We start from the raw sequence: 26,134 nt of genomic DNA, 5'->3' as shown, positions 1-26,134 counted from the left end.
CCGTCGGCGGCCGGGCCGGGCGCGTGACACCCGGCCCGGCCGCCCCGACCTCGGGAGAACCCCGTGCCGCTGTCCTCGCTGGCCCGCGTACGCCGGCACAACCGCCCGTCCGACCACACCGGCCGACTGTGGTCCGTGCGTACCCAGCTGCTCGCCCCGATCCTGATCGCCACCGCCGGCCTGCTCGTGCTGGGGGCCATCCAGACCGGTGACGCCCTGGCCGCCTCCACCGACGCCGAACGGGCCCGGGTGCTGGCCGGCACCGCCACCGCCACCGTCTCCCTGGTGCACGAGATGGAACGGGAACTCGGCGAGACGGCGGCGCTGCGCCAGCGCGGCGGGACCTCCGGCCGTCAGTTGGTCGACGCCCAGCGGCGCCGGGTCGACGAGGCCAGCGAGCGTTACCGGACCGCCAGTTCCGACGCCCGCCGCACCGCGCCGGACCTCGGCCGCGCCCTCGACGGCGTGACTGAGCACCTCGACCAGCTCGACGAGGCCCGACTCGCCGCGCTCACCACCGACAACGCCGACGGGATCTACGTGGCGCTTGTGGAGTCGCTGCTCGCCGTCGCCGACGCGCTGCCCGCTCAGCTACGTGACCCCGAACTGGCCAACCGCGCCCGGGAGGTGGCCGCCGTCGCGGCCCAGGAACACCTGGCGTCGCTGGAACGCGACCTGCTGCGGGCCGTCTTCGTTCGGGGTGAGCTGGCCAAGGGTGAACTCGTCAGGTTGGGCCGGCTACGCGGAGCCCAGGAACAGCGGCAGGCCGAGTTCTCCCGGATCGCCGGGGAACGCGCCGCCGACGCGTACACCCGGCTGCTCGCCGGTGGGGACGTCTCCACCGCGCGCCGGATGCGCGACAGCGCGCTGAACGCCGACACCGAGCCGGCCGCGCTCGCCGCCGACGGCGACGCCTGGTACGTCGCGCAGAGCGGCGCGATCCGCCGGTTCAACCTGCTCGGCCGGGAGCTCTCCGACGAACTCGACAGACGCGCCGCCGAGCTGGCCACCGACGCCCGTCAACGGGCACTCGTCACCGGCGGTTCCACGGCCACGCTGGCGCTCGTCTCGTTGGTCACCGCCGCGCTGCTGGCGGTACGCACCAGCCGCCGGCTACGCCGGCTGCGGGTCGCCGCGCTGACCATGGCCCATCGGGAGCTGCCCGAACGGATCACCGCCATCTCGGCCGGCGAGAGCGGTCCGGTCGAGGGCGCGGCCTCGCAGCTCACCGCGGGAATCAGCCGTGGACGCGACGAGATCGCCCAGGTGGCCGAGGCGTTCGACACCGTCAACCGGGCCGCGCTGCGCCTCGCCGGCCAGCAGGCCGAGCTGCGGATGGACGTGACCCGGATGGTCGAGGCGCTGGCCCGCCGGATCCGTACCCTGATCACCCGACAGTTGCGGCTGCTCGACGACTTCGAGCACGAGGAGACGGATCCGGACGCGCTGGCCCGGCTCTTCGCCCTCGACCACCTCGCCGCCCGGATGCGGCGTAACGGAGAGAACCTGCTGGTGCTCGCCGGCGGCGAGCCCGGACGATCGCAGGACGGTCCGCATCTGGTGGCCGACGTCGTACGCGGTGCCGCCTCCGAGATCGAACAGTACGCCCGGGTCGAGATCGACGTGCCCACCGCGGGCGTGCAGGGTTCGGCGGTGGGCAACCTGGTGCACCTGCTGGCCGAGCTGCTGGAGAACGCCACCTCATACTCCCCGCCGCACACACCCGTGCATGTGGACGGTCGACGTACCGTCGACGGGCTGACCCTGCGCGTACACGACCAGGGCATCGGCATCGGCGAAAGCCGGTTGGCCGAGATCAACGAGCGGCTGCGCGCTCCGGCCGCGTTGTCCAGTGCGGCAGCCGGCAGCATGGGCCTGCACGTGGTGGCGCACCTGGCCGCCCGGCACAGCATCCAGGTGCGGCTGCACAGCGCCGGCGCCGGCACGGTGGCCCAGGTGGACGTGCCGGAGGCGGTGCTGACCCGGATGGAGCAGCTCACCGGCCGCCCGACCACCGTCGGCCGTCCGGTCGCCCCGGCCGCCGGCGCCTGGTTCCGGCACCGGGGCGCTCCCGTGGTGGTCGGTGCCGGAGCAGACCAGTTCGACGTGCACCGGGCCCCGACGATGACGTTGCCGGTGGTGGGCAACGGCGCGGCGGCCTGGTCACCTCAGCAGCCCGGGCAACCGCACCACCGGCCGCCCGCACAACCCGTCGGTGCCGCACCGAACGGGCCACACCCGTCAGGCAACGGCACGTCGGCCTGGCGGCCCGGCACCGCCGGTCCCGAGGACGCCACAGCTGTCGGTCTGCCCCGGCGGGTACGCGGCGGCGGCCTTCAGTCCGAACTGCACGACGTGCCCCCGCCGCAGGCTGCGCCGGACCTGCTCGACCCCGAGGTGGTACGAGCCCGGCTGTCCGCTCTCTCCGCCGGGGTGGCCCACGCGACGCGACGTAACCAGCAGACGAACGGGAGACCCTGAATGATGCCCAATGGCAGCCCCGACCTCGACTGGCTCCTGGCGAACTTCGCCGAGCAGGTACCGGACGTGTCGCACGCCCTCGCCGTCTCCGGGGACGGGCTGCGGCTGGCGGCCTCGCCGCACCTCTCGACCGACCAGGCGGACCAGCTCGCCGCCGTGATCAGCGGCCTGGCCAGCCTGACCGTCGGTGCTGCCCGGCTGATGTCCGCCGGGCGGGTCCGACAGCAGATCGTCGACATGGACGGCGGCGTGATGCTGGTGATGGCGGTCGGTGATCGCGCCCTGCTCGGCGTACTGGCCGCCGCCGGATGTGACCTGGGTCAGGTCGGTTACGAGACCGCGACGCTGGTCCAGCGGGTAGCCGAGGCGCTCGAACCGGCGGCCCGGACCTGGGCCGACCACCATCCCGGTGGAGTGCCCGCATGAGCCGGCGACGGTGGGTGGCGATACTGCTGGCGGTCACGCTCGTCACCGGCTGCGCCGCCGAGCGCACCCCGGAGGCTCGACCGTGGCACGACGGGCGCATCTTCCTCGCCACCGGCAACACCACGGGCGTCTACTACCAACTGGGCGGCGGCTACGCCGACGTCATCAGCCGCCACCTGCCCGGCTACGAGGCTCGGGCCGAACCGACCGGGGCCTCCGGTGAGAACATCACCCGGCTGGTCGACGGCGACATGGAGATCGCTTTCAGCCTCGCCGACACGGCGGCGGACGCCAGTGCCGGCCGGGGGGCCTTCAACGGTCGGCCGCAGCCGATCCGGGCGCTGGCCCGGGTCTACAGCAACTACACCCACGTGATCGTCCGAGCTGACGCGCAGATCGCCGACCTCGCGGCACTGCGCGGCAGGCGGGTCTCCACCGGTTCGCCGAAGTCCGGCACCGACGTCATCGCCGGTCGGCTGCTCGCCGCCGCCGGCCTCGATCCGGAGCGGGACGTACGCCGGGCGCGGCTGTCGCTGCCGGAGACGGTTTCCCGGATGCGCAGCGGCACCCTCGACGCGATGTTCTTCTCCGGCGGGCTGCCCACGCCGGGCATCGCCGACCTGCTCACCGGCGCGCCGGACCGGTTCCGGCTGCTGCCGCTCGCCGACCTGATCGAACCGCTGACCGCGACACACGGCTCGGTCTACACCACCGCCGAGCTGCCCCGCGACGCCTACGACACCCCATCGGGCACCCCGACGGTGACGGTCGCCAACGTGATCCTGGTCAACGCGGAGATGCCCGACGACCTGGCGTACGACCTGACCCGCCTGCTCTTCACCTACCAGGCCGACCTGGCCCTGGCCCACCCCGAGGCGCGCAACTTCGACCGCGAGTCCGCCGCCACCACCGACCCCATCCCCCTGCACCCCGGCGCCGCCCGCTACTACCAGGGCGGCTGACCCCGGGCTCGACCCCGCTGAGGTGCGACCCTGATCAGTGGCACTCCTGATACTCGACACGCCGGTCCGAGGGCACCTGGAGTGCCACCCATCGCCGCCCACGACGCCTTGGGCGTGGCCTACCTGTAGAGCAGGCGGGCCATGCGGCGGGAGGCGATGAGCAGGCCGGCGGTCAGCACCACGAGCAGGTAGAGCACGTCGAGCGTCCAGCTCCAGCCGCCGGTGTCGACGGTCAGCGCACGGATCAGGTGCACCGCCCGGTAGAGCGGAGTCACCTCGACAAGCCACCGCAGCACCGCCGGGTACGCCTCGGCGGGCACGAAGGTGCCGGAGAACAGGAACAGCACGAACTGCGCCGAGCTCATCAGGTCGAAATCCTGCCAGCTCCGCATGAACGTGGAGATCGCCATGCCCACCGCGCCGAACGTGAAACCGACGAGCACCGCCGCCGGGAACGCGGTGAGCGCGCGGGCGGGTGTGGTCAGGTCCATCACCACCATCACCACGAGGAACGCGGCAGAGTACGCGCTGCCCCGCAGCATCGCCCAGGCCAGCTCGCCGAGGGCGATCTCGAACGGCTGCACCGGGGTGGCGATCACCCCGTCGTACAGCTTCATGTACTTCATCTTCCCGAAGAAGTTGAATGTGGTTTCGGCAAGCGCGCCGGTCATCGCCGACGAGGCGAGCATGGCCGGGGCGACGAAGGCCGCGTACGTGACCACCGCACCGCTGGGCAGCGTCAGGTCGCCGATCAACGCACCCACCCCGACGCCTATGGAGAGCAGGTAGAGCAGCGGTTCGACGAAACCGGAGACGAGCAGCAGCCAGTAGACCGACCTCAGGGCGGCGACGTTCCGCTCGGTGACCGACGCGGACCGCCGCGACGCGGCCGAGACGTCGACAAGCCGGGGCAGCACCAGAGTGACCATGACCCTCTCCTAGACGACGAGCCGGCGGGCGAAGACGCGGCGGGCGAGCAGCCATCCCCCGACCGCCCAGGCGGCCAGGTAACACAGGTGGCCGGCGACCGACCAGGACGGCGCGACGCCGAGCACCGCCGCCCGGCACAGGTCCACGGCGTGCCAGAGCGGTGTGACGTACGCAAGCCAGCGCAGTCCCAGCGGCAGCGACTCCACCGGGAAGAACACCCCGGCGAACAGGGTCATCGGGATCACCGCGAAGCGGAACAGCATGGCGAGCCAGCTGTCCGAGTCGACGGATGCCGCGTACGCGAAGGTGGGTGCGGCGACGGCCAGCGCGAGCAGCGCCACCACCGGCACCGCCAGCACCGCCCACGGCGAGCGCAGCGCTCCCAGCACCCCGGTCACCAGGAGGAACGCGATGACGGCGGTCAGCACCCGGAACAGGACGAACGCCAGGTGACCGGCGACGATGTCGCTGACCCGCAGCGGTGACGAGCGCTGCCCGAAGTAGATCTTCTGCCACTGGAGGTTGCCGAAGACCGGCCATGTCGACTCGGCGATCGCCACCTGCAACGCCGTCGACGCGAGCAGACCTCCGACGATCCACTCCAGGTACGAGACGCCACCGACGCCACCGTCGATGTACGCCCCGACGCCCACCCCGAACCCGATTACGGTGAGCGTCGGCAGCAGGAAGGACGAGAAGGCGCCGGCCCGCCAGGTGCGCCGGTAACCCACCAGGTGGTATTCGAGCACGCGCAGGGCCGGCACCCGCGGCAGGGCGGGTCGGGTCAGTTGGGTCATGGCAGCCCCCTTCGGTGGCCTGGCTCAGTCGACGAGGGTGCGGCCGGTGAGGTGCAGAAAGACGTCCTCCAGGCTGCTGCGCCGGACCAGCACGTTCGTCGGGTGCAGACCGAGCGCGGCGACCTCGGCGACTGTGGCGTCACCGTCGGGCACGTAGACCAGGATCCGGTCGGGCAGCACCTCGACCCGCTCCCCCAGGGCGTCCAGCTTGCCGGCGAACGCCTCCTGCGACTCGGCGGCGAACCGCAGCTCGACCACCTCGCGGGTGGCGTGCCGCTCGATGAGCGCGCGCGGTGACCCCTCGGCGACGATCCGGCCGCCGTCCATCACGACCAACCGGTCACAGAGCTGCTCGGCCTCGTCCATGTAGTGCGTGGTGAGCACCAGGGTGACGCCCTGCTGCTTGAGTCGGAACAACCGTTCCCAGACCAGGTGTCGGGCCTGCGGGTCGAGACCTGTGGTCGGCTCGTCGAGCAGCACGATGTCGGGCTCGTTGACAAGCGCGCGGGCGATTGTGAGTCGACGTTTCATGCCGCCGGAGAGCGGCTCGACCTTGCTGTCCGCCCGGTCGCTGAGCTGCACGAAGTCGAGCAGCTCGGTGGCCCGCGCCCGGGCCACCCGGCGTGGAATGCCGAAGTAGCGGGCGTACGTGGTGAGGTTTTCCCGGACGGTCAGCTCCGGGTCGAGGTTGTCGAGCTGTGGACACACGCCGAGACGAGCCCGGATGGCCGGACCGTCCCGCACCGGATCCATGCCCAGGATGCGCAGCTCCCCGCCGCTGGGCGGCGAGGTGCAGCCCACCATCCGCATGGTCGACGACTTGCCGGCACCGTTGGGCCCCAGGAAGCCGAACGCCTCGCCGGCGCTGACCTCCACGTCGATGCCGTCGACGGCGGTGAAGTCGCCGAACCGCTTCACCAGCCCCCGTGCCTGAATGAGTGGTCGCCCCGTGGTCACCCCCGGACCTTAGACACCCGGTCCGACACTTCCCACCCGATTACGGCGGCGGAACGGGGTCAGAGGTCCTGCGGAGTGGTGGCGACGCGGGCGGCAGCGACGAGGCGGTCGGTCTCGGCGAGGACCTCCGGGTCGTCGGTGGGGGTGCCCGGGTCGTAGTGGACCATCCAGGTCAGCCCGTCGCTACCGGACACCCGGCGACCGACGACCCGGCCGGATCCGCCGGGCACGGCGTGGCGCTGGGTGTACGCGACGGACCGGGTGACCCGGGTGCGTACCTGGTGCGGCAGGTCACCCGGATCGAGCAGCAGGTACCGCTCGGCCGGCAGCTCGGCGACCACCAGGTAGCCGTCCCGCTCGGCGACCTGTTCGCCCGGTGTCACTGTCAGTTCCCGACCCGACCAGACCGCCTTGACCACGTCGTGCCAGCCGATCCGGTGGCCCCGGCCCGGCAGCCAGAGCCCGAGGTTCGTGGCGACCACCACCCCGTCGCCCTCGCCGTTGCCGGCGGCAGCCCAGGCCAGCACCCGTTCGTCGCGCTCCAGCGGCGGTCGGTCGGCAGGTGGCAGCTTGGGCCGGCGGCGGAACAGTGGCATCCCTACAACCCTCCCGCCGCCTGCTCGCGCAGGGCACGGGCGTGCTGCTCCAGCGAGAGCAACTCACCGAAGGCGGCGAAGTACTCGTCCTTGTTGTTCACCGGATTGATCCGTTGGATCCGTGACTTCAACTCCCGGATGCGTGCGGTGACCGACCCCCACTGCAACCGGGCGATGGTGATCGAGACGTAGCGCGGATCCGGCTCGCTGTCGATCCGCAGCGGTTCCACGGCCAGCTCGCCGACCAGCGCCTGCGCGGCGAGATCCTCGCACGCGTCCCGTACCGCTTCGATCCAGACCGCGCCGCCGGCAGCCGACGCGGCCCCGCCGGCTGCGGCGACCGCCGCCCGCACGGCCACGTGCACCGGGTGCCGGTAGTCGGTCGCCTCGACCGCGTCGAACATCGGACCGGCCAGCACCGGCTCCTGGAGGGCCAGCTTCAGCGCCTCCCGCTCGACCATCGACTGTGGGCTGTCCACGCCCGGCTCGGTCCGGGCGGGCCGCGCGGCCGGGCCGTCCGTCGGACGTCCCGAGGCGGCGGTGGCCACCGCCCGCTGCACCGGTTCGATCTCCATGCCCAGGTCACCGGCGAGCTTACGGACGTACTCCGGCCGCTTCTCCCGGTCCTTGAGCTTCGCCACCAGGGGCGCGGCCCGTCGCATCGCCTCGACCCGACCGTCGACGGTGTCCAGGTCGTACCGGCTGATCACGTGGCGCAGTGCGAAGTCGACGAGCGGCTCGCGGCGGGCGACCAGGTCACGCACGGCCAGGTCGCCCTTTGCCAGACGCAGCTCGCACGGATCCATGTTGTCCGGGCTGACCGCGATGAAGGTACGCCCGACGAAGCGTTGGTCGTCCTCGAAGGCGCGCAGCGCGGCCTTCTGCCCGGCGGCGTCCCCGTCGAAGGTGAAGATGATCTCGCCAGCCACCGCGTCGGTGTCCAGCAGCAGCCGGCGCAGCACGCCGATGTGGTCGGTGCCGAACGCGGTGCCGCAGGTCGCCACGGCTGTCGGCACACCGGCCAGGTGGCAGGCCATCACGTCGGTGTAGCCCTCGACCACCACCACCCGGCCCTGCTTGGCGATCTCCCGTTTGGCCTGGTCGATGCCGTAGAGCACGTGGGACTTCTTGTAGATGGGCGTCTCGGGGGTGTTCAGGTACTTCGGACCGTCGTCGTCGGCGAAGAGCTTGCGCGCGCCGAAGCCGATGACGTCGCCGGTCAGGTCCCGGATCGGCCAGAGCAGCCGCCGGCGGAACCTGTCGATCAGGCTGCCTGAACGGGCCGGTCGGGACAGCCCCGCGGTGACCAGTTCGTCGTGACTGAAGCCACGTTGCCGCAGATGCTTGGTGAGCAGATCCCAGCCGTCGGGGGCGAAGCCGCAGCCGTACCGCTGCGCGGCGGCCCGGTCGAAGCCGCGCTCGGCCAGGAACTCCCGGGCGGTACGCGCCCCGGCGGTGGTGAGCTGGGCGGTGTAGAACTCGACGGCGGCGGCGTGCGCGGCGACCAGCCGCTGCCGCTGGCCCTGTTGCGGGCGGTTCGGCCGGGGTGTGGACCTGTCGTCCTCCACGTACCGCAGTTGCAGGCCGGCGCGGGCGGCGAGCCGCTCCACCGACTCGACGAAGCTGAGATGCTCCGCGTCCATCAGGAACTTGATCGCGTCGCCACCGGCGCCGCAGCCGAAGCAGTACCAGACGTTACGGGCGGGCGAGACGTTGAACGACGGGCTCTTCTCGTCGTGGAAGGGGCAGAGCCCCTTGAGGTTGCCGCCGCCGGCCGACTTGAGCGTCACCGTGTCGGAGATGATCTCGGCGATGGACGTCCGCTCGCGGACCAGCGCGATGTCCTCGTCCCGGATCCGCCCCGCCATGCCGCCACCTCCTCGGCCTACATCCTGCCCTGCCCGCCCGGGGCGCACGGAGGGGCCCCTCGGTGCCGGCTCGCACCGATCCACCCGCGTCGCGCCGGCGAGCCAGCCGGCACGACGCAGGGGCTGAGGGCCACCAGGTGGCGGTCAGCGGGGGCGGCGCCGCAGGTATCGGCGTACCGGCGGCGGATCCTCCTCCTCATACGATCGGGCGGCCCGTACCGCCTCGGCCAGCCCGTGCGGGCGGGTACGTGCCGGGGCGGCCAGCAGTGGATCGCGGGACATGTCCTTGACCAGGGCGACGGCCAGCCCGAGCATCACCACCACGAACGGCAACGCCACCATGATGGTGGCCTGTTGCAGCGCGTCCAGCCCGCCGACGAGCAGCAGCACCGCGGCGACCGCCCCGATCAGGATTCCCCAGCTGACCACTACCACCCGGTGCGGACGCAGCGCGCCCCGGGAGGTGAGCGAGCCGAGCACCAGCGAGGCGGAGTCGGCGCTGGTGACGAAGTACAGCGCGATGAGCACCATGGCCAGCACGCTTGTCAACGCCGCCAGCGGCAGCGCGTCGAGCAGACCGAACAGCGCCTGTTCACTGCTGGTGGAGGCGTCCGCCACCAGGTCACGTACCCCGGTGGCCTGCACGCGCAGCGCGCTGCCGCCCATGATCGCGAACCAGACGGCGCTGGCGCCGCTGGGCACCAGGAGCACCCCGATCAGGAAATGCCGCACGCTGCGACCCCGGGAGATCCGGGCGATGAAGGTGCCGACGAACGGTGCCCAGGAGATCCACCACGCCCAGTAGAAGATCGTCCAGCCGCCCAGCCAGGCCGGGTCGGAGAACGCCCCGGTCCGGGTGGACATGTAGACGAGGTTGCTGAGGTAGTCACCGATGGAGGCGGGCAGCACCTCAAGGGTGTAGATGGTCGGCCCGACCACGAAGACGAAGAGCATCAGCGCGACGGCGAGCACCACGTTCGTGGTGGAGAGCCACTTGATGCCCCGGTGCAGGCCGGTGAAGGCGGAGATGACGAAGGCCAACGTGAGCGCCCCGATCACCACCAGCTCCACAGCGGTGGTGTCCGGCACCCCGGCGACCAGGTCCAGGCCGGCGGCGACCTGGAGGGCGCCGAGCCCGAGGCTGGTGGCGGAGCCGAAGACGGTGGCGAAGACGGCGAGCAGGTCGATGACCTGACCGACGGGGCCGTCGGCGCGGTCGCCGATGAGCGGCCGGAACGCCGCCGAGATCCGGTTCTGCCGACCCCGGCGGAACGTCGAGTACGCCAGGGCCAGCGCCACCACCGCGTAGATCGCCCACGGGTGCAGCGTCCAGTGGAAGAGGGTGAACTGCATGGCCGCCGACGCCGCCTGCCCGGTCTGCGGCTCGACACCCGCCGCTGGTGGCGGTGTGGCGTAGTGCTGGATGGGCTCGGCGACGGCGAAGAAGACCAGGCCGATGCCCATGCCGGCGCTGAACATCATGGCGATCCAGGCGAGCGTGCTGAACTCCGGCTCGTCGTCGTCCTTGCCGAGCCGGATACGGCCGAACCGGGACAGCGCCAGCACCACCGCCAGCACCAGGAAGGCGTTGGCCGCCACCACGAAGAACCAGCCGAATGTGTCGATCACCCAGGCCAGACCCGATTCGCCGACGCTCGCCAGCGAGTCACGGGCCAGCACCCCCCAGAGCACCACGACGAGCACGCCACCGACGCCCAGGCCAAGCACGATCGGGTCGATCCTGCCGTCCTCACCGCCAGGTTCGGCGGTCTTCTCGTCCACCTGCTCGCTCATGGTCACCCCTGACCAGCCTCCCGTTCCGCTGCCGTCGGACTCGGCAGAATTCCGGCGAATCACACCCAGGGAATCGACTTTTGGCCGTTCATGGGCGTGTTGGGGTGCCACCTTGCCGGTTATCGGTCCGACGGTCAACCGAGCGGCACGGGCACGCGCGTTTCTTCGTCGGCCTCGACCTGGCGATTCCAGTCGGGTTTGGTGGCCCGCCAGCCCTCGTCGTCCAGGCCCTTGCGCCAGTAGCCGGAGATGGACAGCCACTCGCGGGGAACCGACCGCTCCACCCGCAGCAACCGGCGCAGTTGACGGACGAAGGACGCCTCACCGTGCACGAAGGCGTGCACCGTCCCGGCCGGGAAATCAAGCGCACGCACCGCGTCCACCAACGCCTCACCCACCGGGCGTACGCCCCGGTGCAGCCAGGTCAACCGCACCGCACCGGGGCTGGGCAGCGGCTGCTCGTCGGCCGGGCCGTCGACCTCGACGAAGACGTGGGCGGGCGCGCCGACGGGTAGCCGGGCCAGGGACGCGGCGATCGCCGGCAGGGCGCTCTCGTCACCGACAAGCAGGTGCCAGTCGGCCGCAGGGCTTGGCGCGTACGCCCCACCCGGACCGACGAACAGCACCTCGTCGCCGGGCCGCAACGCCGCCGCCCACGGGCCGGCCAGCCCCTCGTCGCCGTGGTGCACCACGTCGACTGTCAGTTCCCCGGCCGCCGCGTCCCAGGCGCGCACCGTGTACGCGCGCAGCCGGGGCCACTGCTCGCGCGGCAGGTCACGACGGATGGCGGCGAGATCGAGCGGGCGCGGCAGGTCGACCCCGGCGACCGGAAAAACCATCTTGATGTAGTGGTCGGTGAACTCGCCGACCGGCAGTCCGGCCAGTTCCTCCCCGCCGAGCACCAGCCGGACCACGTGCGGGGTGGGCCGCCAGGTGCGCTCGACCCGGGCGGAGGTGACCTTCTTCGAGCGATCCGTCATTCGGTTAGGCTAACCTCACTCGCGGTTCGCCGTCCGGCCCGGTATCCGGTGTCAGCCTCTGATCAGACGATCGTGCCAGGCCAGCGCGGCGGGATCGGTCAGCGAGGCCACCTGGTCGATCACCACCCGCAGTCGGGCATCGTCGTCGGCTGCGTCCCGCCACAGCGGGGCGAAAACCGGGTCGAGCGCTTCCGGTGCCCGCCCGGCCAGGGTCTCCACCAGCCCGGCCACGATCTCCCGCTGCCGCTGGTAGCGACCCTGCGCGCCGGGCCGACGCATCACGTAGCGCAGGGCGATGCCCTTGAGCAGCGCGCACCGGGCGCGCAACGGTCGGGGCACGATCAGGTCGGCCGCGTACCGTCGGTGTGGTCCCGGGCCGAACCGTTCGGTGGTGGCGGCGACTGCTGTCGCCACGAACCGGCCGGTCAGCACGCTCGTGGTGGCCTTCAGCGCGGCCTGGGCACGATGGCTGCCGTCGTAGCCGGCCAGCGGGGCGAGCACCGGGTCGGCGAGCAGGTCGGCAAGCGTCTCGTCGAGGTAGTCGGGCGACTCGGTCGAGTAGACGGCGGCGACGTCGGCGCAGAGCGCCGCCCGCTCGTCGGAGTCGGCGAGCAGCGGCTCCAGGGTGAGGTACCCGCCGTGGATGCCGTCCTCGACGTCGTGCACCGAGTACGCCACGTCGTCGGCCCAGTCCATCACCTGCGCCTCCAGGCACCGCCGCTCACCGGCCGGGGCGCCCTGCCGAAGCCAGGCGAAAGCAGGCAGGTCGTCGGCGTACACGCCGAACTTGCGCCGGCCGGGCTGGCGGGTCCACGGGTACTTGCCGACCGCGTCCAGCGAGACGCGGGTCAGGTTCAGCCCGGCGGACGTCCCGTCCGGGCCGTACACCTTGGCCTCCAGCCGGGTCAGTACGCGCAGCGTCTGGGCATTGCCCTCGAATCCGCCGCAGTCGGCGGCCAACTCGTCGAGTACGCCCTCGCCGTTGTGGCCGAACGGCGGGTGACCGAGGTCGTGGGCCAGTCCGGCGGTGTCCACCACGTCCGGATCACAGCCCAGCCGGGCACCCATCTCCCGGGCGACCTGGGCCACCTCCAGTGAGTGGGTCAGCCGGGTACGCAGGAAGTCGTCGGTGCCGGCCGTGTGTACCTGAGTCTTCGCGGCCAGCCGACGAAACGCCGCCGAGTGCAGCACCCGGGCCCGGTCCCGTTCGTACGGGGACCGGCCGTGCTCCGGATCCTTGACCGGCTCCGCCACCCGACGCGCCGCGTCCGACCCACCGGCCGCAGCGCTCAATCCCCACGCTGCCGCAGCACGCAGAACTCGTTGCCCTCCGGGTCGGCCAGCACCGTCCAGTCGTCGCCGTCCTGACCGATGTCGACGTGCCGGGCGCCCATGTCGACAAGTCGTTCCACCTCGGCCTCCCGGTCGGCCGGGCGCAGGTCGAGGTGGAGCCGGTTCTTGCCCTCCTTGACGCCGGTCACGGGCACGAAGACGATGCCGGGCAGCCGGTCCACGCTCTGCCGGATCTCCACCTCGTCCGGCCGCTCGTCGACCACCTGGTAGCCGAGCGCCTCGGCCCACCAGCGGGCCAGCCGGCCCGGGTCCCGGGCGTCGACGGTCAGGCTCTCCCACACACTTGTCATGCGGGCACCGCCACCGCGGCGTCGACAGACTCTGACAACTCGGCACGCGATCTCATCCGGCCACCCCTTCGCGAAAGACGGTCCATGGGCGAAGTCAGGTTACGCCCGGGGATCCGGTTCGGCGCGGTGGCGACGTGCCCACGGCGGGTCCACATCCTCCGATCAGACGAGAGTTGCCGCCCAATTGCCGACGGTAACGGGATCGCACTCATCGACGTCCACGGGTAGCGTCGCCATCGCGGAACGTCACTTGTTGAGGCGGAGACACGACCGGTGGGAGAGACACGCTCGTGAACGCGGAAACGATGATGGGTACCGAGCTGCGGGGGCTGCGCCGACGCCACCCCGAGGTCGCCGGCACGGTCCTCGCCGGCACCGACGGCCTGCTCATCTCCAGCGACCTGCCCACTACCGACGCCACCCACCTGGCCGCGCTGGCGGCGGCCAGCTTCGGCCTCGGCCACCGGATGGCGGCCACCGTACGACAGGGCGAGTTCCACGAGTCCGTGGTGCACACCGCCGCCGGCTGCGTGGTCACCTACCCGGCAGGTCGGGACGCACTGCTCACCCTGGTCGCCGAGCCGGGCGCGGATCTGGCGGCGCTCCGCGAGGAGGCCCGTGGAGTGGTCCGGCGCACCGGACCGGCCCTTGCCGCCTGCCGCCGCCCGACCCTGCTGCCCCACCAGGCGGATCCGCACGCCCCGCTGGCGGTACGCACGCCGATGGCCTCGATGCCGAACGAACGCCCCCGCCGCGACCCGTCCATCACCTGGCGCCGCCCCCCGATCTGACCGCCCCACCGCCCGGCCGTGCGACAACGTCGGGGATGTTGCGCACCAGCCGGCGGCTGGACACCGCAACATCCCCGAGTTGCTGCCTCGCGGCACCATCGCACGTCGGTGCGGTCAGCGGCTGTCCGAGCCGGTGGTGACCACTGCCGCCCGGCCGGCCTCCAAACGGGCCACCGGCACCCGGAACGGCGAGCAGGAGACGTAGTCCAGCCCGACCGCGTGGAAGAAGTGCACCGAGTCGGGGTCACCGCCGTGCTCGCCGCACACCCCGAGCTTGAGCCCCGGGCGGGCCGCCCGCCCCTCCTCGGCGGCGATCCGCACCAGCCGGCCGATGCCGTCGGCGTCGATGGACTCGAAGGGCGAGATGCCGAAGATGCCCAGTTCCAGGTAGCGCCAGAAGAACGCGCCCTCCACGTCGTCGCGGGAGAAGCCCCACCCCATCTGGGTCAGGTCGTTGGTGCCGAACGAGAAGAACTCGGCGGCCTCGGCGATCTGCCCGGCGGTCAACGCCGCCCGGGGCACCTCGATCATGGTGCCGATCAGCACGTTGACGTCGCTGCCGCCGACCACCTCGGCGATGATCCGCTCGGCTTCGGCGCGTACGGTCTCCAACTCCTGGACCGCACCGACAAGCGGGACCATGATCTCCGGGCAGGGCCGAACCCCCAGGCGGGTGCACTCCACCGCCGCTTCGGTGATCGCCCGGACCTGCATCGCGAAGAGGCCGGGGATGACCAGACCCAGGCGTACGCCGCGCAGCCCGAGCATCGGGTTCTCCTCGTGCATCCGGCGTACGGCCGCGAGCAGCGCCTCCTCCTTGGCGACGTCCTCACCGCGCTCCTGGGAGACCGCCACGTTCACCGCGAGCTGCTCCAGCGGCGGCAGGAACTCGTGCAGCGGCGGGTCGATCAACCGGACGGTGACCGGCTGCCCGTCCATCTCCCGGAAGATCTCCACGAAGTCGGCCCGCTGCAACGGCAGCAGCGCCGCCAGCGCGTCCTCCCGCTCGGCCGGGTCGCGGGCCAGGATCAGCCGTTCCACCAGCTCACGCCGGTCACCGAGGAACATGTGCTCGGTGCGACAGAGTCCGATTCCCTCGGCGCCGAACCGCCGGGCCCGGGCCGCGTCGGCGCCGGTGTCGGCGTTGGTACGCACCGCCAGGCGGCGACTGGCGTCGGCGTGCGACATGATCCGGTGTACGGCACTGACCAGCGCGTTGTCGCTGGTGTCCGGGTCGACCTCGCCCTCGAAGTAGCGCACCACCTCCGACGGGCTGACCGGCACCTCACCCAGGTAGACCTTGCCGGTGGTGCCGTCGATGGAGACCACGTCGCCCTCGGTGACCGTCCGCCCGGCCACGACGAACCGTCGCTTCGGCACGTCGATGTCCAGCTCGTCGGCACCGGACACGCAGGTCTTGCCCATGCCCCGGGCCACCACCGCGGCGTGGCTGGTCTTTCCGCCCCGCGAGGTGAGAATGCCCCGGGCCGCGATCATGCCGTTCAGGTCGTCCGGGTTGGTCTCCCGACGGACCAGGATGACGGCCTCGCCCTCAGCGGCCAGTTCGACGGCGCGGGCCGAGGTGAAGACCACCTTGCCGACCGCCGCACCCGGTGACGCACCGATCCCGGTCGCGACCGGCTCGAACTCGTGGTCGAGCTGAAAGCGCGGGAACATCAGCTGGGCCAGTTGCGCGCCGTTGACCCGGTGCAGCGCCTCGTCGATGTCGATCAGGCCCTCGTCGACCAACTGGCCGGCGATGACGAACGCGGCGGCGGCGGTGCGCTTGCCGACCCGGGTCTGGAGCATCCACAGCTTGCCGCGCTCGATTGTGAACTCGATGTCGCACAGGTCCCGGTAGTGCCGCTCCAGCCGGGCCATGTAGTCGAGCAGTTCGTCGTAGGAGTCCTTGTCGATCCGCTCCAGCTCCTGCAAGGGCACGGTGTTACGGATGCCGGCGACGACGTCCTCGCCCTGCGCGTTGGCCAGGTAGTCGCCGTAGATGCCCTGGGCGCCGCTGGCCGGGTCGCGGGTGAAGGCGACGCCGGTGCCGGAGTCGGGGCCGAGGTTGCCGAAGACCATCGCCACCACGTTGACGGCGGTACCCAGGTCGGCCGGGATGCGCTCCTGCCGGCGGTAGACCACCGCCCGCTCGGCGTTCCACGAGTCGAACACCGCGCGTACCGCCAGGTCGAGCTGCTCGCGCGGTTCCTGCGGGAACTCCCGTCCGGTGTGCTTGCTGAAGATCTTCTTGTACGTGTCGACGAGCCCGCGCAGGTCGTCCGCGTCCAGGTCCAGGTCGAGGTCGGTGCCCTTGGCGCGTTTGGCCTCGTCGAGCGCGTGCTCGAACTCCTCACCCGGCACGTCGCAGACCGTCTTGCCGAACATCTGGATCAGTCGCCGGTAAGAGTCCCAGGCGAACCGGTCCGCTCCACCGGAGGCGCCCTGGTCGGTGGCGGCACCGGCCTGCCGGGCCAGCCCTTCGACGCTGCGGTCGTTGAGCCCGACGTTGAGCACGGTCTCCATCATTCCGGGCATCGAGAACTTCGCCCCGGAGCGCACGGAGACCAGCAGCGGGTCGTCCGGGTCGCCGAGACGCCGGCCCATCTCGCGCTCCAGCGCCGCCAGGTGGGCGGCGATCTGCTCGGCCAGCCCGGCCGGTTCCGCACCCGTGTCGAGGTACGCCCGGCACGCCTCGGTGGTGATGGTGAAGCCGGGCGGCACCGGCAGGCCGAGATTCGTCATCTCGGCCAGGTTCGCTCCCTTGCCGCCGAGGAGGTCCTTGAGCTCCTTGTTGCCCTCGGCGAAGTCGTAGACGTACTTGTGCTCAACCGTCTCTTGCGCTGTCACCAGAGCCTCCCACGCGCCCGGATTGACACTTAACGAAGGTTCAGTTTTTTGATACCCCGGATCCATGGACTGGTAATCCGGGGAGTCGTGCCGATCGGTGGGCGAAGGCTAAGCGACCGAAGCGCAGCCCGGGAGCGTTCGGTGACAATAGGCACAGCAATCACGACTGTCCGAGTTCAGGACGGTTTTTGGGAACGATTCCACGCGCACATTCACGCAATTGCCGGCCTCCCCGTACGCTTGACGGCACCCTCTGTGACCACCTGGCCCATTGCCACAACCGCCGCGAATACACCCCCTCGGGAGTCCTCGTGTCCGCCGCCCCACCCGACAGCGCACCGGAACCACTCGACCCGCCCCGCTCCGGCGAGCCTGCCGAGCTGTCCGAGGTGACGTCCGCCCCGGCGACCGGCTACGCCGCTGCCGACCACATCGCCGCAGGCGACGGGACGTCCGCGCGAGCTGACGCCGAAACCGCCGCGCCGGCGGACGACGCGGTTCAGGCCGCCGGGCGTACCGCCGGAGAGCTGGCCAGGGCGGCGGAGCGGGAGGCGGCGGCGCTGCTCGCACCGCCGGCACCTACCCGACTGGGTGATGTGGTGCCCGCGCCGGAACGGGTCGAGCCGGACGCCGCGGCCGACTACCTGCTCGCCGCCGACGCGGTGATCCGGGTCAGCGCCGAGCCGGCTGCCGTGGCCGTCGCCGGGCACCTCGCCGCGCTGCTGCGCCCGGCGACCGGATACCCGCTGCCGGTGACCGACACCGCCACGCCCGTCCCCGCCGGCGGCATCGCTCTCGACCTGACCGGCGAGGCCGCACTGGGCGCGGAGGGCTACCGGCTCGACATCACCACCGACGGCGTACGCATCGCCGCCGGCACCGCCGCCGGCCTCCTGCACGGGGTACAGACGCTGCGGCAGTTGCTGCCGGCAGCCGTCGAGAGCGCCACCCCGGTCGCCACCCGCTGGGTGCTGCCCGGCGGGTCGATCCTCGACCGTCCCCGCTACCCGCACCGGGGCGCGATGCTCGACGTGGCCCGGCACTTCTTCGGCGTCACCGACGTGCTGCGGGTGATCGATCATCTGGCCCGCTACAAGCTCAACCGGCTGCACCTGCACCTCACCGACGACCAGGGCTGGCGCATCGCGATCGACTCGTGGCCCCGGTTGGCCACGGTCGGCGGGGCCGGCGCGGTCGGCGACGCGCCCGGCGGGTACTACACCCGCGCCGACTACCAGCGGATCGTGGCGTACGCCGCCGACCGGCACATCACCGTGATCCCCGAGGTCGACCTGCCCGGCCACACGAACGCCGCGCTTGTCGCCTATCCGGAACTGGCACCGGAGCGGGTGGCCCCGCCGCCGTACACCGGCACCGAGGTCGGCTTCAGCTACGTCGACCCGGCCAACCAACGCACCTACGACTTCGTCACCGACGTGCTCGGCGAGATCGCCGCGCTCACCCCCGGTCGGTGGCTGCACATCGGCGGCGACGAGGCGTTCAAGGTGCCCGGCGAGGTGTACGCCGGGTTCGTCGAACGGGTGCAGCGCATCGTCGCCGGGCTGGACCGGGACGTGATCGGCTGGCACCAGATCGCCCCCGCCGCCCACGTCGACCGGCGGGTCCTCCAGTGGTGGGGCACGACCGGCGAGGACCCGGTGACCGCCGAGGCGGTACGCCGGGGGGCCCGGCTGATCCTCTCCCCCGGCAACCACGCCTACCTGGACATGAAGTACGCCCCGGACACCCCTATCGGGCACGACTGGGCCGGCCTGATCGACGTACGCCGGGCGTACGACTGGGATCCGGCCGGCCACCTGGCTGACGTACCGGCCGAGGCGGTGCTCGGTGTCGAGGCGCCGCTGTGGACCGAGTCGGTGACCACCCTCGCCGAGATCGAGTTCATGCTGTTCCCCCGGCTGCCCGCCATCGCCGAGCTGGGCTGGTCACCCCGGTCGACGCACGACTGGGTCTCGTTCCGGGAGCGAGTGGCGGGGCACGGCACACGCTGGGACACCGCCGGCATCGCGTACCACCGCTCTGCCGAGCTGCCCTGGCCAGCGACGACGACGCCGGTCCCCGCGCCGCGCAAGCCGTCGGTCAGTCGCCCCGGCGATGCCAACTCCCGCCCCGCATAGGCCCTCGGCCAGCGCCACCGTACGGTGGCGGCCGTCGTGTCCGGCACGCACCGATTGCCGCGTGACATCAATCGGTGGGTCGTTCAAGCCGATCGCGATGTATGCCGGAATCGTCCCGGAGCGGCGTGTCAGGACGCGCTCCTGACCCTTCGTGGCGGTCGGCAGAGCCCACGCCGATGGCACGGCCGGCACCGCTGCGCGGAACACCGGTGGGGACAATCGTGCACAACGTGGCCGAATATCCGATTCGTCGGTGGCCGGGGTCACGCCTGCGGTGGAATCGCGGGCCCGGCCCGGTGGTTATACATGGCGTAACCGCGAGCGCCTCCCCGGCGCCGCCCCCGGCCCCGGTCGGAATGACCCCCCACCGCCGGGCGTTACACCCTCCGGTACACCGCCGAAGCCATCCGCCCTCCCCCACGCGAGGGCCCCCCGGAATGGCCCCGGCCCACCCGGCGTTACACCCGGACCCGGCACCGAACGCCGGACCAGCGCGTAGCACGTCTCCCCTTTCCGCACGGCCCACCCGCACCCCCGCGGGCCGCAGCCGCGCACACCCCCGACCGAAAGGTGCGACATCATGGCTACCACCATCCTGCGCAAGACCGCCCTGACCATCGCCGCAGCCGCCGCCACCGCCGGTGGCATCGCCGGCCCCGCCATCGCCGCCCAGGCCACCCCCGGCGTCCAGGCCAGCAGCGCGGTCGCCGACCGCAAGCCCGGCGGCGAACGCGAACTCGGCGTCCGCTACGAAGCCCAGCCCAACTTCTACTACTGCGGCCCCGCCGCCGCCCGCAACGCCCTGAGCGTGCAGGGCAAGAACATCGACGTCGACACCATGGCCAAGCAAATGCGCACCACCGAGGCCGGCACCAACTCCATCAACGACATCACCCCCGTCCTGAACAAGGAGACCGGCAAGGACGTCTACAAGTCGGTCGAGATCGCCGGCGCCAAGGCTGACGACAAGCAGACCGACAAGCTGCGCGACGACATCATCCGCACCATCGACGACGGCCGCGCCGTGGTCGCCAACATCGCCGGCACCGCCACCGACACCGACGGCACCCCCCACAGCTTCGAAGGCGGCCACTACATCAGCGTCGTCGGCTACCGCGACAACGGAGACACCGTCACCATCGCCGACTCCGCCAACCCCGCCCAGGCCTCCTACCGGATGAACATCGACACCCTCGCCGACTGGATCGCCACCCGCGGCTACGCCACCTCCTGACCCACCAAAACACCACCACGAAGGGCCGACCCCACCAGGGGTCGGCCCTTCGCCGTCCCCACCCCCGCACCCCGGCGCACCGCAGTGGCCGTGAAGGTCAGTGGGTGGTCGGGGCAGAAGCACCCAACCCGACCATCTCGCCGACCACAAGTGCAAGATCGACGAGCCCGGGCCCGCCCCGGGGGATGCGACAGCATCGGGGATGTTGCTGCCTCAAGCCACGGGCCAGGCAGCAACATCCCCGAAGTTGCTGCCCCCGGCCGGGGTGCCCACCCCCACGCGGTGCGCGTGACGGGTCAGGCCACCGGGGTCAGGAACTCTCCGCGAAGTTGCAGACGGCATTGCGGCCCGGACGGCATTGCGGCCCGGCGGACGGCATTGCGGCCCGGCGGACGGCACCGAGGGGGCGTTCGGCGGGTCAGCCGCCGGAGTCGTCCAACTCGGCGCCCTCGGGGACGGTGTCGTCGTCGCGGCTGGCCAGCCAGCCGTCGGGCAGGAAGACCTTGCCCGGTGAGTTGGTGCGACCGCGCGGCTGACCCAGCGTCTCCACCGGGAACGGTACCGCCGGATCGAGCTTGCCCAGCAGGTCGTCCAGCTGGGCCAGGCTGTCGATCATCGCCAGGGAGCGGCGCAGCTCGCTGCCGATCGGGAAGCCCTTGAGGTACCAGGCGACGTGCTTGCGGAAGTCGGTGCAGCCGTCCCGTTCACCACGAGCCGGGTTGCGGGCCCCGGCGGTGAACTGCTCGACAAGCAACTCGGCGTGCCGGCGCATGGTCACCGCCACCTCGCCGAGGGTGGGCAGCCGCCGCTGCGGCGAGCCGTTGAACGCCGCTTCCAGGTCGGCGAAGAGCCAGGGCCGCCCCAGGCAGCCCCGGCCGATGACCACGCCGTCCACCCCGGTGTGCGCCACCATCCGCAGCGCGTCGTCGGCCTCCCAGATGTCGCCGTTGCCGAGCACCGGCACGTCGAGGGCCTGCTTGAGGGTGCCGATGGCATCCCAGTCCGCCGTGCCCGAGTATCGCTGGGCGGCCGTACGCCCGTGCAGGGCGACCGCGGCGACGCCGGCCTCCTGGGCGGCGAGCCCCGCCTCGACGTACGTCAGGTGGTCGTCGTCGATGCCCTTGCGCATCTTCACGGTGACCGGCACCCCGGCGGGTGACGCGGCGTCCACCGCGGCCCGCACCAGGCGGGCGAAGAGCCGTCGCCGCCAGGGCAGCGCCGCACCGCCGCCGCGACGGGTCACCTTCGGCACCGGGCAGCCGAAGTTGAGGTCGATGTGATCGGCGAGATCCCGTTCAACCACGATCCGCACGGCGGCGGCGGTGGTCTCCGGGTCGGTGCCGTAGAGCTGGAGGCTACGCGGGCGCTCGTCCGCGCCGAACGCGATCATGCGCAGCGTCTTCGGGTTCCGCTCGACCAGGGCGACCGTCGTGATCATCTCGCAGACGTAGATCCCGCCGCCCTGCTCCCGGCAGAGCTGCCGGAAGCCGACGTTCGTGATGCCGGCCATCGGGGCGAGCACCACCGGCGGCCACACCTGGTGCGGCCCGATGCGCAGCGGCGGCAGCTCGGTCGCGGAACGGAGGGCGGTTTCCACAGTTCAAGGGTACGGGGCTCGCCGTCAGCGCCGCCGCCACGGCCACCGGCGGCCACCCCCACCGGACGCCTGCCGGACCAGCGCCTCCGCCGCCCGCAGCTTCTGCTGGATCTCCGTCCCGCCCACATCCAGCATGTCGGTCAGCAGGATGCCCTGCTTCACCACCAACCGGGCACGCTCGACGTCGCCGATGGCCACCAGCGCGTGCGCGTAGATCGAGTACGTGTTGGCCAGCTCCCAGATGGTGATCGGCTGATGCGGGTCGAGCGCCTTCAGACGCAGCTCCGTCGCCCGGGAGCCGGCCAGCGCCGCCTCCTGCGCGTCGCTCGCGGCGCCCTGCTGCTGGTGACGGTGCATCAGGGCGTTGGCGTGGTTGTGGTAGGCGGTGGCCATCGCCTCGCGGGTGCGCGGCCCCGCGCCGGGCGGCGGGCCGGCGGTGTACAGCCCGATCTCGATCGCCTTCTCCAGCAACTGCAGCCGGGCACCGGGGCTGCCGGCCACGAACGCCGACTCGCCGGAGTCCACAAACGCGGTGATGAGCTCGCCCAGCGCCTCGTCCCGGCGCGGGTGGGTCGGATCCGGATGCTCTGCCTTCACCGCCTGATGGATCTCCGCGAACAGCACGATGGCCTCGTGGCCCGCCTCTTTCGCCCGTTCGTGGCGGCCCATGGCGGCCAACACCATGCTGTGCCGCCACAGCGCCCGGGCCAGCTGACGTTTATCGTTCCGGTCGACCTGGCCGCCCGCGACGGCCTGCCGGTACGCCTCGATGACCCGCAGCCAGAGCGCGTCCGCCTGCTGCCAGAGCGCCGGCTGGGTGGAGTACTCCCGTGCCCGTTCGAAGATCTCCTCACGCGCTTCCGGTTCCACGTCGTCGGCCCTCCGTCGTCTCCGTGCGGATCCGCCCGCCCTGGAGACATCATTGGCCATGGATGCCAGTCGGCGTGCCCGGCCCGGGCCTGCCGAATGGACCGGCACGCCCGGGCGGGGCCGAGGGATCAGCAGCCGGGCAGGTGGTCGATCAGGTAACGCTCGACCTGGCCGAGGGCGATCCGCTCCTGGGTCATGGTGTCCCGGTTCCGCACCGTCACCGCGTCGTCGTCGAGCGTGTCGAAGTCGACGGTGACGCAGAACGGCGTGCCGATCTCATCCTGCCGGCGGTAGCGGCGGCCGATCGCCTGCGAGTCGTCGAACTCGACCACCCAACGCTTGCGCAGGTCGGCCGCGAGCTGCTTGGCCTTCGGGGAGAGCGCCTCGTTGCGCGACAGCGGCAGCACCGCCACCTTCACCGGGGCCAGTCGGGGGTCGAAGCGCATCACGGTGCGCTTGTCGACGCCACCCTTGGTGTTCGGTGCCTCGTCCTCGTCGTACGCCTCAAGCAGGAAGGCCAGCACCGCGCGGGTGAGACCGGCAGCCGGCTCGATCACGTACGGAATCCACCGCTCGCCCTTGGTCTGGTCGAAGTACGACAGGTCGACGCCGGAGTGCTTGCTGTGCGTGGCCAGGTCGAAGTCGGTGCGGTTGGCGATGCCCTCCAACTCGGCGAACTCGGTGCCGCCGAACTGGAACCGGTACTCGATGTCGACGGTGCGCTTCGAGTAGTGCGAGAGCTTCTCCTTGGGGTGCTCGTAGAAGCGCAGGTTGTCCTCGGAGAGACCAAGGTCGAGGTACCAGTTCCAGCGCTCGGCGAGCCAGTACTCGTGCCACTGCTCGTCGGTGCCCGGCTCGACGAAGAACTCCATCTCCATCTGCTCGAACTCGCGCGTACGGAAGATGAAGTTGCCGGGGGTGATCTCGTTGCGGAACGACTTGCCGGTCTGCGCGATGCCGAACGGCGGCTTCTTGCGGGCGACCGTCTCCACGTTGCGGTAGTTGACGAAGATGCCCTGGGCGGTCTCCGGCCGCAGGTAGTGCATACCCTCGTCGCTCTCCACCGGGCCGAGGTAGGTCTTCATCAGGCCGTTGAACATCCGCGGCTCGGTGAAGGTGCCCTTGTTGCCGCAGTTGGGGCAGTTCAGCTCGGCCAGCGAGGTCGGCGGGCGGCCGTGCTTGGCCTCGTACGCCTCCTCAAGATGGTCGGCGCGGAACCGCTTGTGGCAGGACTGACACTCGGTAAGCGGGTCGACGAATGCCTCCAGGTGCCCGGAGGCGGCCCACACGTCCCGGGCGAGGATCACCGCGGAGTCCAGGCCCACCACGTCGTCGCGCTGCTGGACCATCGTCTTCCACCACTGCCGGCGGACGTTCTCCTTGAGTTCCACGCCGAGCGGACCGTAGTCCCACGCCGACCGGGTGCCCCCGTAGATCTCGCTGGAGGGGAAGACGAAGCCTCGGCGCTTGGCGAGGCTGACGACGGCGTCGATACGGTCGGCTGGCATTTTTCCTCCTACGCCGACTGGCGGTCGGCGGGGACGTGACGGTCGGCGGGGACGGTTCGGGACCACGGTACGACCGGCTCGGTCCCGAACCCAGCACATTACCTGCGGCCGGTCAGTTGACTCCGCAGACCTCCATGCCACCGGTCTGCGGATCCTGTGCCAGTACGACCTGCTGGCGCTCCTGGCCACCACCGCTGTAGGTCACCTCCACCGGCACGGTCAGCGTGGTGGTGTCCACCTCACCGACCCGGTAGGAGGAGATCTGCGGCTCAGCGGCGGAGCGCCGTTCGAACTCCTGCCGGGACTCGCGTCGCCGGGCGTCCTCGCAGAGCTGGTCGTACGCCCGGCCGTAGTCGCCGTCGGAGAGAGCGCGGTAGTAGTCGCCGGAGACCGTGCGGCCCTGCTCCTCGATCGCCTGCACCCCACTGACCAGCAGCCCGACCACTGCGGTGCCGCCACCACCGCAACAGAGCAGCAGGGCCAGCGCACCCGCGCCGAGGCCGAGCCAGAGCCGAGACCGGCCACCCTCGGTCGGTGGCGCCGCGAACGGCGGCGCCACCCCGGGTCCGGGCGGCGGCACCGGCGCTCCCGACTCCGGGCCGGGCGGGGACGGTACGGGCGGCAGTTGGCCCCCGGGCGGGGTACCGGGTGGGAACTGACCCCCGGGCGGCGCGGTGGGCTGGAGCTGACCCGCCGACGGCGAGCCGGGCGGCATCAGCACGGGCGGCTGTTGCCCTCCCGGCGCGGCGTCGGTGCCGGAGGACTGCCCTTCGGTGTCGGCCGACGGTCCGGCGGTGCCGGACGGCAGCCCCTCAGGGTTGGCCGGCGAGGTCGGGCCGGTGGACGGTGACCCCGCGGCGCCGACGGCCGGTGCGGGGCCGGTGCCATCGGTAGGTGGCGGGCCGGATGCGGCCGGCGGCGCGCCGCGTTCGCCGGGGACCTGAGGTCCCTGCTGGCCGGGCAGCGAGGGATCTGGTGGTGGGGCTGCCGGTCCGGGAGCGGTCATGGAAGCCAGCGTAGTGCCCGACGACTCAGCGGTAAGGACCCGCAGCCCGGTCGCTGGCGACGGTGACCACGTCACCGCCGGGCGCGGCGGTCGCCAACGGCTCGTACGCGGACGGCTCGTCGAGGCTCTCGGCGAGCAGCGGCACTGCGGTGATCTTCACGTCGAACCCGCCGAGGGCGCGGCGGTAGGTGCCCACCGACTCCCATTCGGTGACCAGGCACCAGTGACGGGGGTCGTCCAGCGCCCGGACCAACTGTCCGCGCTGGTAGCCGGGGCGGGCAGCGAGCGCGGCGAGGGCCGCGTGGGCCCGGGCGGTGAACGCCTCCGCGACGTCCTCGTCGACCACGAACCGGTTGGTCACCAGCACCGACGCCTCCTCCTCGTAGAGTCTGTGGGATGCAGCGTACGCAGCCTGGGATCGCCGCCCGACTGGCCCGGACCAACCCGACGACGGTGTTCCTGGTCACCCTCCTCCTCGCGCTCGTCGCGTTCTTCGCCCCGGGCGTGATCGGCGGGCTGTTCACGCTGCTGCTGGCCGGTGCGCTGGCGACCCTGCTGGTGACCACCTGGTCGGTGCAGACGCCACAGACCCGGGCGATTCGACTGATCGTGCTGACGCTGCTGGTTACCGCCGCCCTGGTGAAGCTGCTCTGACATGCAATCATGCGTTTTTGACAATCATTGTCGTTGTCGCGGAGAGTCGTTG

The 26,134-nt window shown here is 71.6% G+C and carries 22 protein-coding genes; 7 read left to right on the top strand and 15 right to left on the bottom strand.

Annotation, left to right across the window (positions count from 1 at the left end; genetic code table 11):
- Nucleotides 1-63 precede the first annotated feature (63 nt).
- Genes CLT74_RS28515 through CLT74_RS28505 form a run of 3 tightly spaced genes read left to right on the top strand, consistent with a single transcriptional unit; the run spans nt 64 to nt 3,869 of the window.
- Nucleotides 64-2,481, top strand: a complete 2,418-nt coding sequence (locus CLT74_RS28515) for a nitrate- and nitrite sensing domain-containing protein (RefSeq protein WP_099850540.1) — start codon at nt 64-66, stop codon at nt 2,479-2,481.
- Nucleotides 2,482-2,907, top strand: a complete 426-nt coding sequence (locus CLT74_RS28510) for a roadblock/LC7 domain-containing protein (RefSeq protein WP_486582644.1) — start codon at nt 2,482-2,484, stop codon at nt 2,905-2,907.
- Nucleotides 2,904-3,869, top strand: coding sequence for a TAXI family TRAP transporter solute-binding subunit (locus CLT74_RS28505; RefSeq protein ID WP_099850539.1), 966 nt, complete (start codon nt 2,904-2,906; stop codon nt 3,867-3,869). The genes CLT74_RS28510 and CLT74_RS28505 overlap by 4 nt, the downstream gene beginning before the upstream one ends.
- A 119-nt stretch (nt 3,870-3,988) precedes the next feature.
- Here the strand turns inward: CLT74_RS28505 and CLT74_RS28500 are convergent, their stop codons facing one another.
- The 9 genes from CLT74_RS28500 to CLT74_RS28460 form a co-directional block, all read right to left on the bottom strand.
- Nucleotides 3,989-4,798, bottom strand: coding sequence for an ABC transporter permease (locus tag CLT74_RS28500; protein WP_099850537.1), 810 nt, complete (start codon nt 4,796-4,798; stop codon nt 3,989-3,991).
- A gap of 9 nt (nt 4,799-4,807) precedes the next feature.
- Nucleotides 4,808-5,596: an ABC transporter permease gene (locus CLT74_RS28495; RefSeq protein ID WP_099850535.1), complete on the bottom strand. Its 789-nt coding sequence runs from the start codon at nt 5,594-5,596 to the stop codon at nt 4,808-4,810.
- A 24-nt stretch (nt 5,597-5,620) separates the two neighbouring features.
- Nucleotides 5,621-6,553 carry an ABC transporter ATP-binding protein gene (locus CLT74_RS28490; RefSeq protein WP_099850533.1) on the bottom strand — a complete coding sequence of 311 codons (933 nt, stop codon included), beginning with the start codon at nt 6,551-6,553 and terminating at the stop codon, nt 5,621-5,623.
- Between the two features lie 59 nt (nt 6,554-6,612).
- A complete protein-coding gene (locus CLT74_RS28485) occupies nt 6,613-7,149 on the bottom strand; it encodes a hypothetical protein (RefSeq protein WP_099850531.1) in 537 nt (178 codons plus the stop codon).
- A gap of 2 nt (nt 7,150-7,151) precedes the next feature.
- On the bottom strand, nt 7,152-9,017 hold the full coding sequence (dnaG, locus tag CLT74_RS28480; protein WP_099850528.1) for a DNA primase: 1,866 nt from the start codon (nt 9,015-9,017) through the stop codon (nt 7,152-7,154).
- Between the two features lie 144 nt (nt 9,018-9,161).
- Nucleotides 9,162-10,811: a BCCT family transporter gene (locus CLT74_RS28475; protein ID WP_099853241.1), complete on the bottom strand. Its 1,650-nt coding sequence runs from the start codon at nt 10,809-10,811 to the stop codon at nt 9,162-9,164.
- 134 nt (nt 10,812-10,945) lie between these two features.
- Nucleotides 10,946-11,791: a siderophore-interacting protein gene (locus tag CLT74_RS28470; protein WP_099850526.1), complete on the bottom strand. Its 846-nt coding sequence runs from the start codon at nt 11,789-11,791 to the stop codon at nt 10,946-10,948.
- A gap of 51 nt (nt 11,792-11,842) precedes the next feature.
- Entirely contained in the window at nt 11,843-13,084 is a 1,242-nt protein-coding gene (locus CLT74_RS28465) for a deoxyguanosinetriphosphate triphosphohydrolase (RefSeq protein ID WP_099850524.1), read from the bottom strand.
- The gene (locus CLT74_RS28460; protein ID WP_099850522.1) at nt 13,081-13,434 is read right to left on the bottom strand and encodes a VOC family protein; all 354 of its coding nucleotides are present in this window, start codon (nt 13,432-13,434) and stop codon (nt 13,081-13,083) included. The genes CLT74_RS28465 and CLT74_RS28460 overlap by 4 nt, the downstream gene beginning before the upstream one ends.
- A 290-nt stretch (nt 13,435-13,724) precedes the next feature.
- Here CLT74_RS28460 and CLT74_RS28455 point away from each other — a divergent pair, with 290 nt between their 5' ends.
- Nucleotides 13,725-14,225 carry a roadblock/LC7 domain-containing protein gene (locus tag CLT74_RS28455; RefSeq protein WP_099850520.1) on the top strand — a complete coding sequence of 167 codons (501 nt, stop codon included), beginning with the start codon at nt 13,725-13,727 and terminating at the stop codon, nt 14,223-14,225.
- A gap of 114 nt (nt 14,226-14,339) precedes the next feature.
- Here CLT74_RS28455 and ppdK read toward each other — a convergent pair whose 3' ends face one another.
- Complete coding sequence (gene ppdK / locus CLT74_RS28450; RefSeq protein ID WP_099850517.1) at nt 14,340-17,075, bottom strand: pyruvate, phosphate dikinase; 2,736 nt, start codon at nt 17,073-17,075, stop codon at nt 14,340-14,342.
- A gap of 380 nt (nt 17,076-17,455) precedes the next feature.
- On the opposite strand from ppdK, the gene CLT74_RS28445 reads away from it, so the two are divergent.
- On the top strand, nt 17,456-19,213 hold the full coding sequence (locus tag CLT74_RS28445; RefSeq protein ID WP_099853236.1) for a beta-N-acetylhexosaminidase: 1,758 nt from the start codon (nt 17,456-17,458) through the stop codon (nt 19,211-19,213).
- 580 nt (nt 19,214-19,793) lie between these two features.
- Nucleotides 19,794-20,447, top strand: coding sequence for a C39 family peptidase (locus CLT74_RS28440; RefSeq protein WP_099850514.1), 654 nt, complete (start codon nt 19,794-19,796; stop codon nt 20,445-20,447).
- Between the two features lie 418 nt (nt 20,448-20,865).
- Here the strand turns inward: CLT74_RS28440 and dusB are convergent, their stop codons facing one another.
- From dusB to CLT74_RS28415, 5 genes are all read right to left on the bottom strand, one after another.
- Nucleotides 20,866-22,044 carry a tRNA dihydrouridine synthase DusB gene (gene dusB / locus CLT74_RS28435; RefSeq protein WP_486582640.1) on the bottom strand — a complete coding sequence of 393 codons (1,179 nt, stop codon included), beginning with the start codon at nt 22,042-22,044 and terminating at the stop codon, nt 20,866-20,868.
- A gap of 24 nt (nt 22,045-22,068) precedes the next feature.
- Nucleotides 22,069-22,914: a hypothetical protein gene (locus tag CLT74_RS28430; protein WP_099850512.1), complete on the bottom strand. Its 846-nt coding sequence runs from the start codon at nt 22,912-22,914 to the stop codon at nt 22,069-22,071.
- Between the two features lie 128 nt (nt 22,915-23,042).
- The gene (locus CLT74_RS28425) at nt 23,043-24,422 is read right to left on the bottom strand and encodes a glycine--tRNA ligase (RefSeq protein ID WP_099850510.1); all 1,380 of its coding nucleotides are present in this window, start codon (nt 24,420-24,422) and stop codon (nt 23,043-23,045) included.
- Between the two features lie 112 nt (nt 24,423-24,534).
- Nucleotides 24,535-25,047 carry an Rv0361 family membrane protein gene (locus CLT74_RS28420; protein WP_239093945.1) on the bottom strand — a complete coding sequence of 171 codons (513 nt, stop codon included), beginning with the start codon at nt 25,045-25,047 and terminating at the stop codon, nt 24,535-24,537.
- Nucleotides 25,048-25,453: 406 nt separating this feature from the next.
- On the bottom strand, nt 25,454-25,795 hold the full coding sequence (locus tag CLT74_RS28415) for an antibiotic biosynthesis monooxygenase family protein (RefSeq protein WP_099850506.1): 342 nt from the start codon (nt 25,793-25,795) through the stop codon (nt 25,454-25,456).
- 29 nt (nt 25,796-25,824) lie between these two features.
- On the opposite strand from CLT74_RS28415, the gene CLT74_RS28410 reads away from it, so the two are divergent.
- Nucleotides 25,825-26,082 (top strand): hypothetical protein, encoded by a 258-nt coding sequence (locus CLT74_RS28410; protein ID WP_099850505.1) that lies wholly within the window; start codon nt 25,825-25,827, stop codon nt 26,080-26,082.
- The last annotated feature ends 52 nt before the right edge of the window (nt 26,083-26,134 follow it).

It is taken from the genome of Verrucosispora sp. CNZ293 (genome assembly GCF_002754655.1).
This window is presented reverse-complemented; position numbering and strand designations above follow the sequence as displayed.

What these genes read in the sequence shown, in the direction of transcription:
- CLT74_RS28495 (WP_099850535.1), bottom strand. Translation starts at nt 5,596, where the DNA reads ATGACCCAACTGACCCGACCCGCCCTGCCGCGGGTGCCGGCCCTGCGC.
- CLT74_RS28485 (WP_099850531.1), bottom strand. Translation starts at nt 7,149, where the DNA reads ATGCCACTGTTCCGCCGCCGGCCCAAGCTGCCACCTGCCGACCGACCG.
- CLT74_RS28475 (WP_099853241.1), bottom strand. Translation starts at nt 10,811, where the DNA reads ATGAGCGAGCAGGTGGACGAGAAGACCGCCGAACCTGGCGGTGAGGAC.
- CLT74_RS28410 (WP_099850505.1), top strand. Translation starts at nt 25,825, where the DNA reads ATGCAGCGTACGCAGCCTGGGATCGCCGCCCGACTGGCCCGGACCAAC.
- CLT74_RS28510 (WP_486582644.1), top strand. Translation starts at nt 2,482, where the DNA reads ATGATGCCCAATGGCAGCCCCGACCTCGACTGGCTCCTGGCGAACTTC.
- CLT74_RS28500 (WP_099850537.1), bottom strand. Translation starts at nt 4,798, where the DNA reads ATGGTCACTCTGGTGCTGCCCCGGCTTGTCGACGTCTCGGCCGCGTCG.
- CLT74_RS28470 (WP_099850526.1), bottom strand. Translation starts at nt 11,791, where the DNA reads ATGACGGATCGCTCGAAGAAGGTCACCTCCGCCCGGGTCGAGCGCACC.
- dnaG (WP_099850528.1), bottom strand. Translation starts at nt 9,017, where the DNA reads ATGGCGGGGCGGATCCGGGACGAGGACATCGCGCTGGTCCGCGAGCGG.
- CLT74_RS28440 (WP_099850514.1), top strand. Translation starts at nt 19,794, where the DNA reads ATGGCTACCACCATCCTGCGCAAGACCGCCCTGACCATCGCCGCAGCC.
- CLT74_RS28505 (WP_099850539.1), top strand. Translation starts at nt 2,904, where the DNA reads ATGAGCCGGCGACGGTGGGTGGCGATACTGCTGGCGGTCACGCTCGTC.
- CLT74_RS28425 (WP_099850510.1), bottom strand. Translation starts at nt 24,422, where the DNA reads ATGCCAGCCGACCGTATCGACGCCGTCGTCAGCCTCGCCAAGCGCCGA.
- CLT74_RS28460 (WP_099850522.1), bottom strand. Translation starts at nt 13,434, where the DNA reads ATGACAAGTGTGTGGGAGAGCCTGACCGTCGACGCCCGGGACCCGGGC.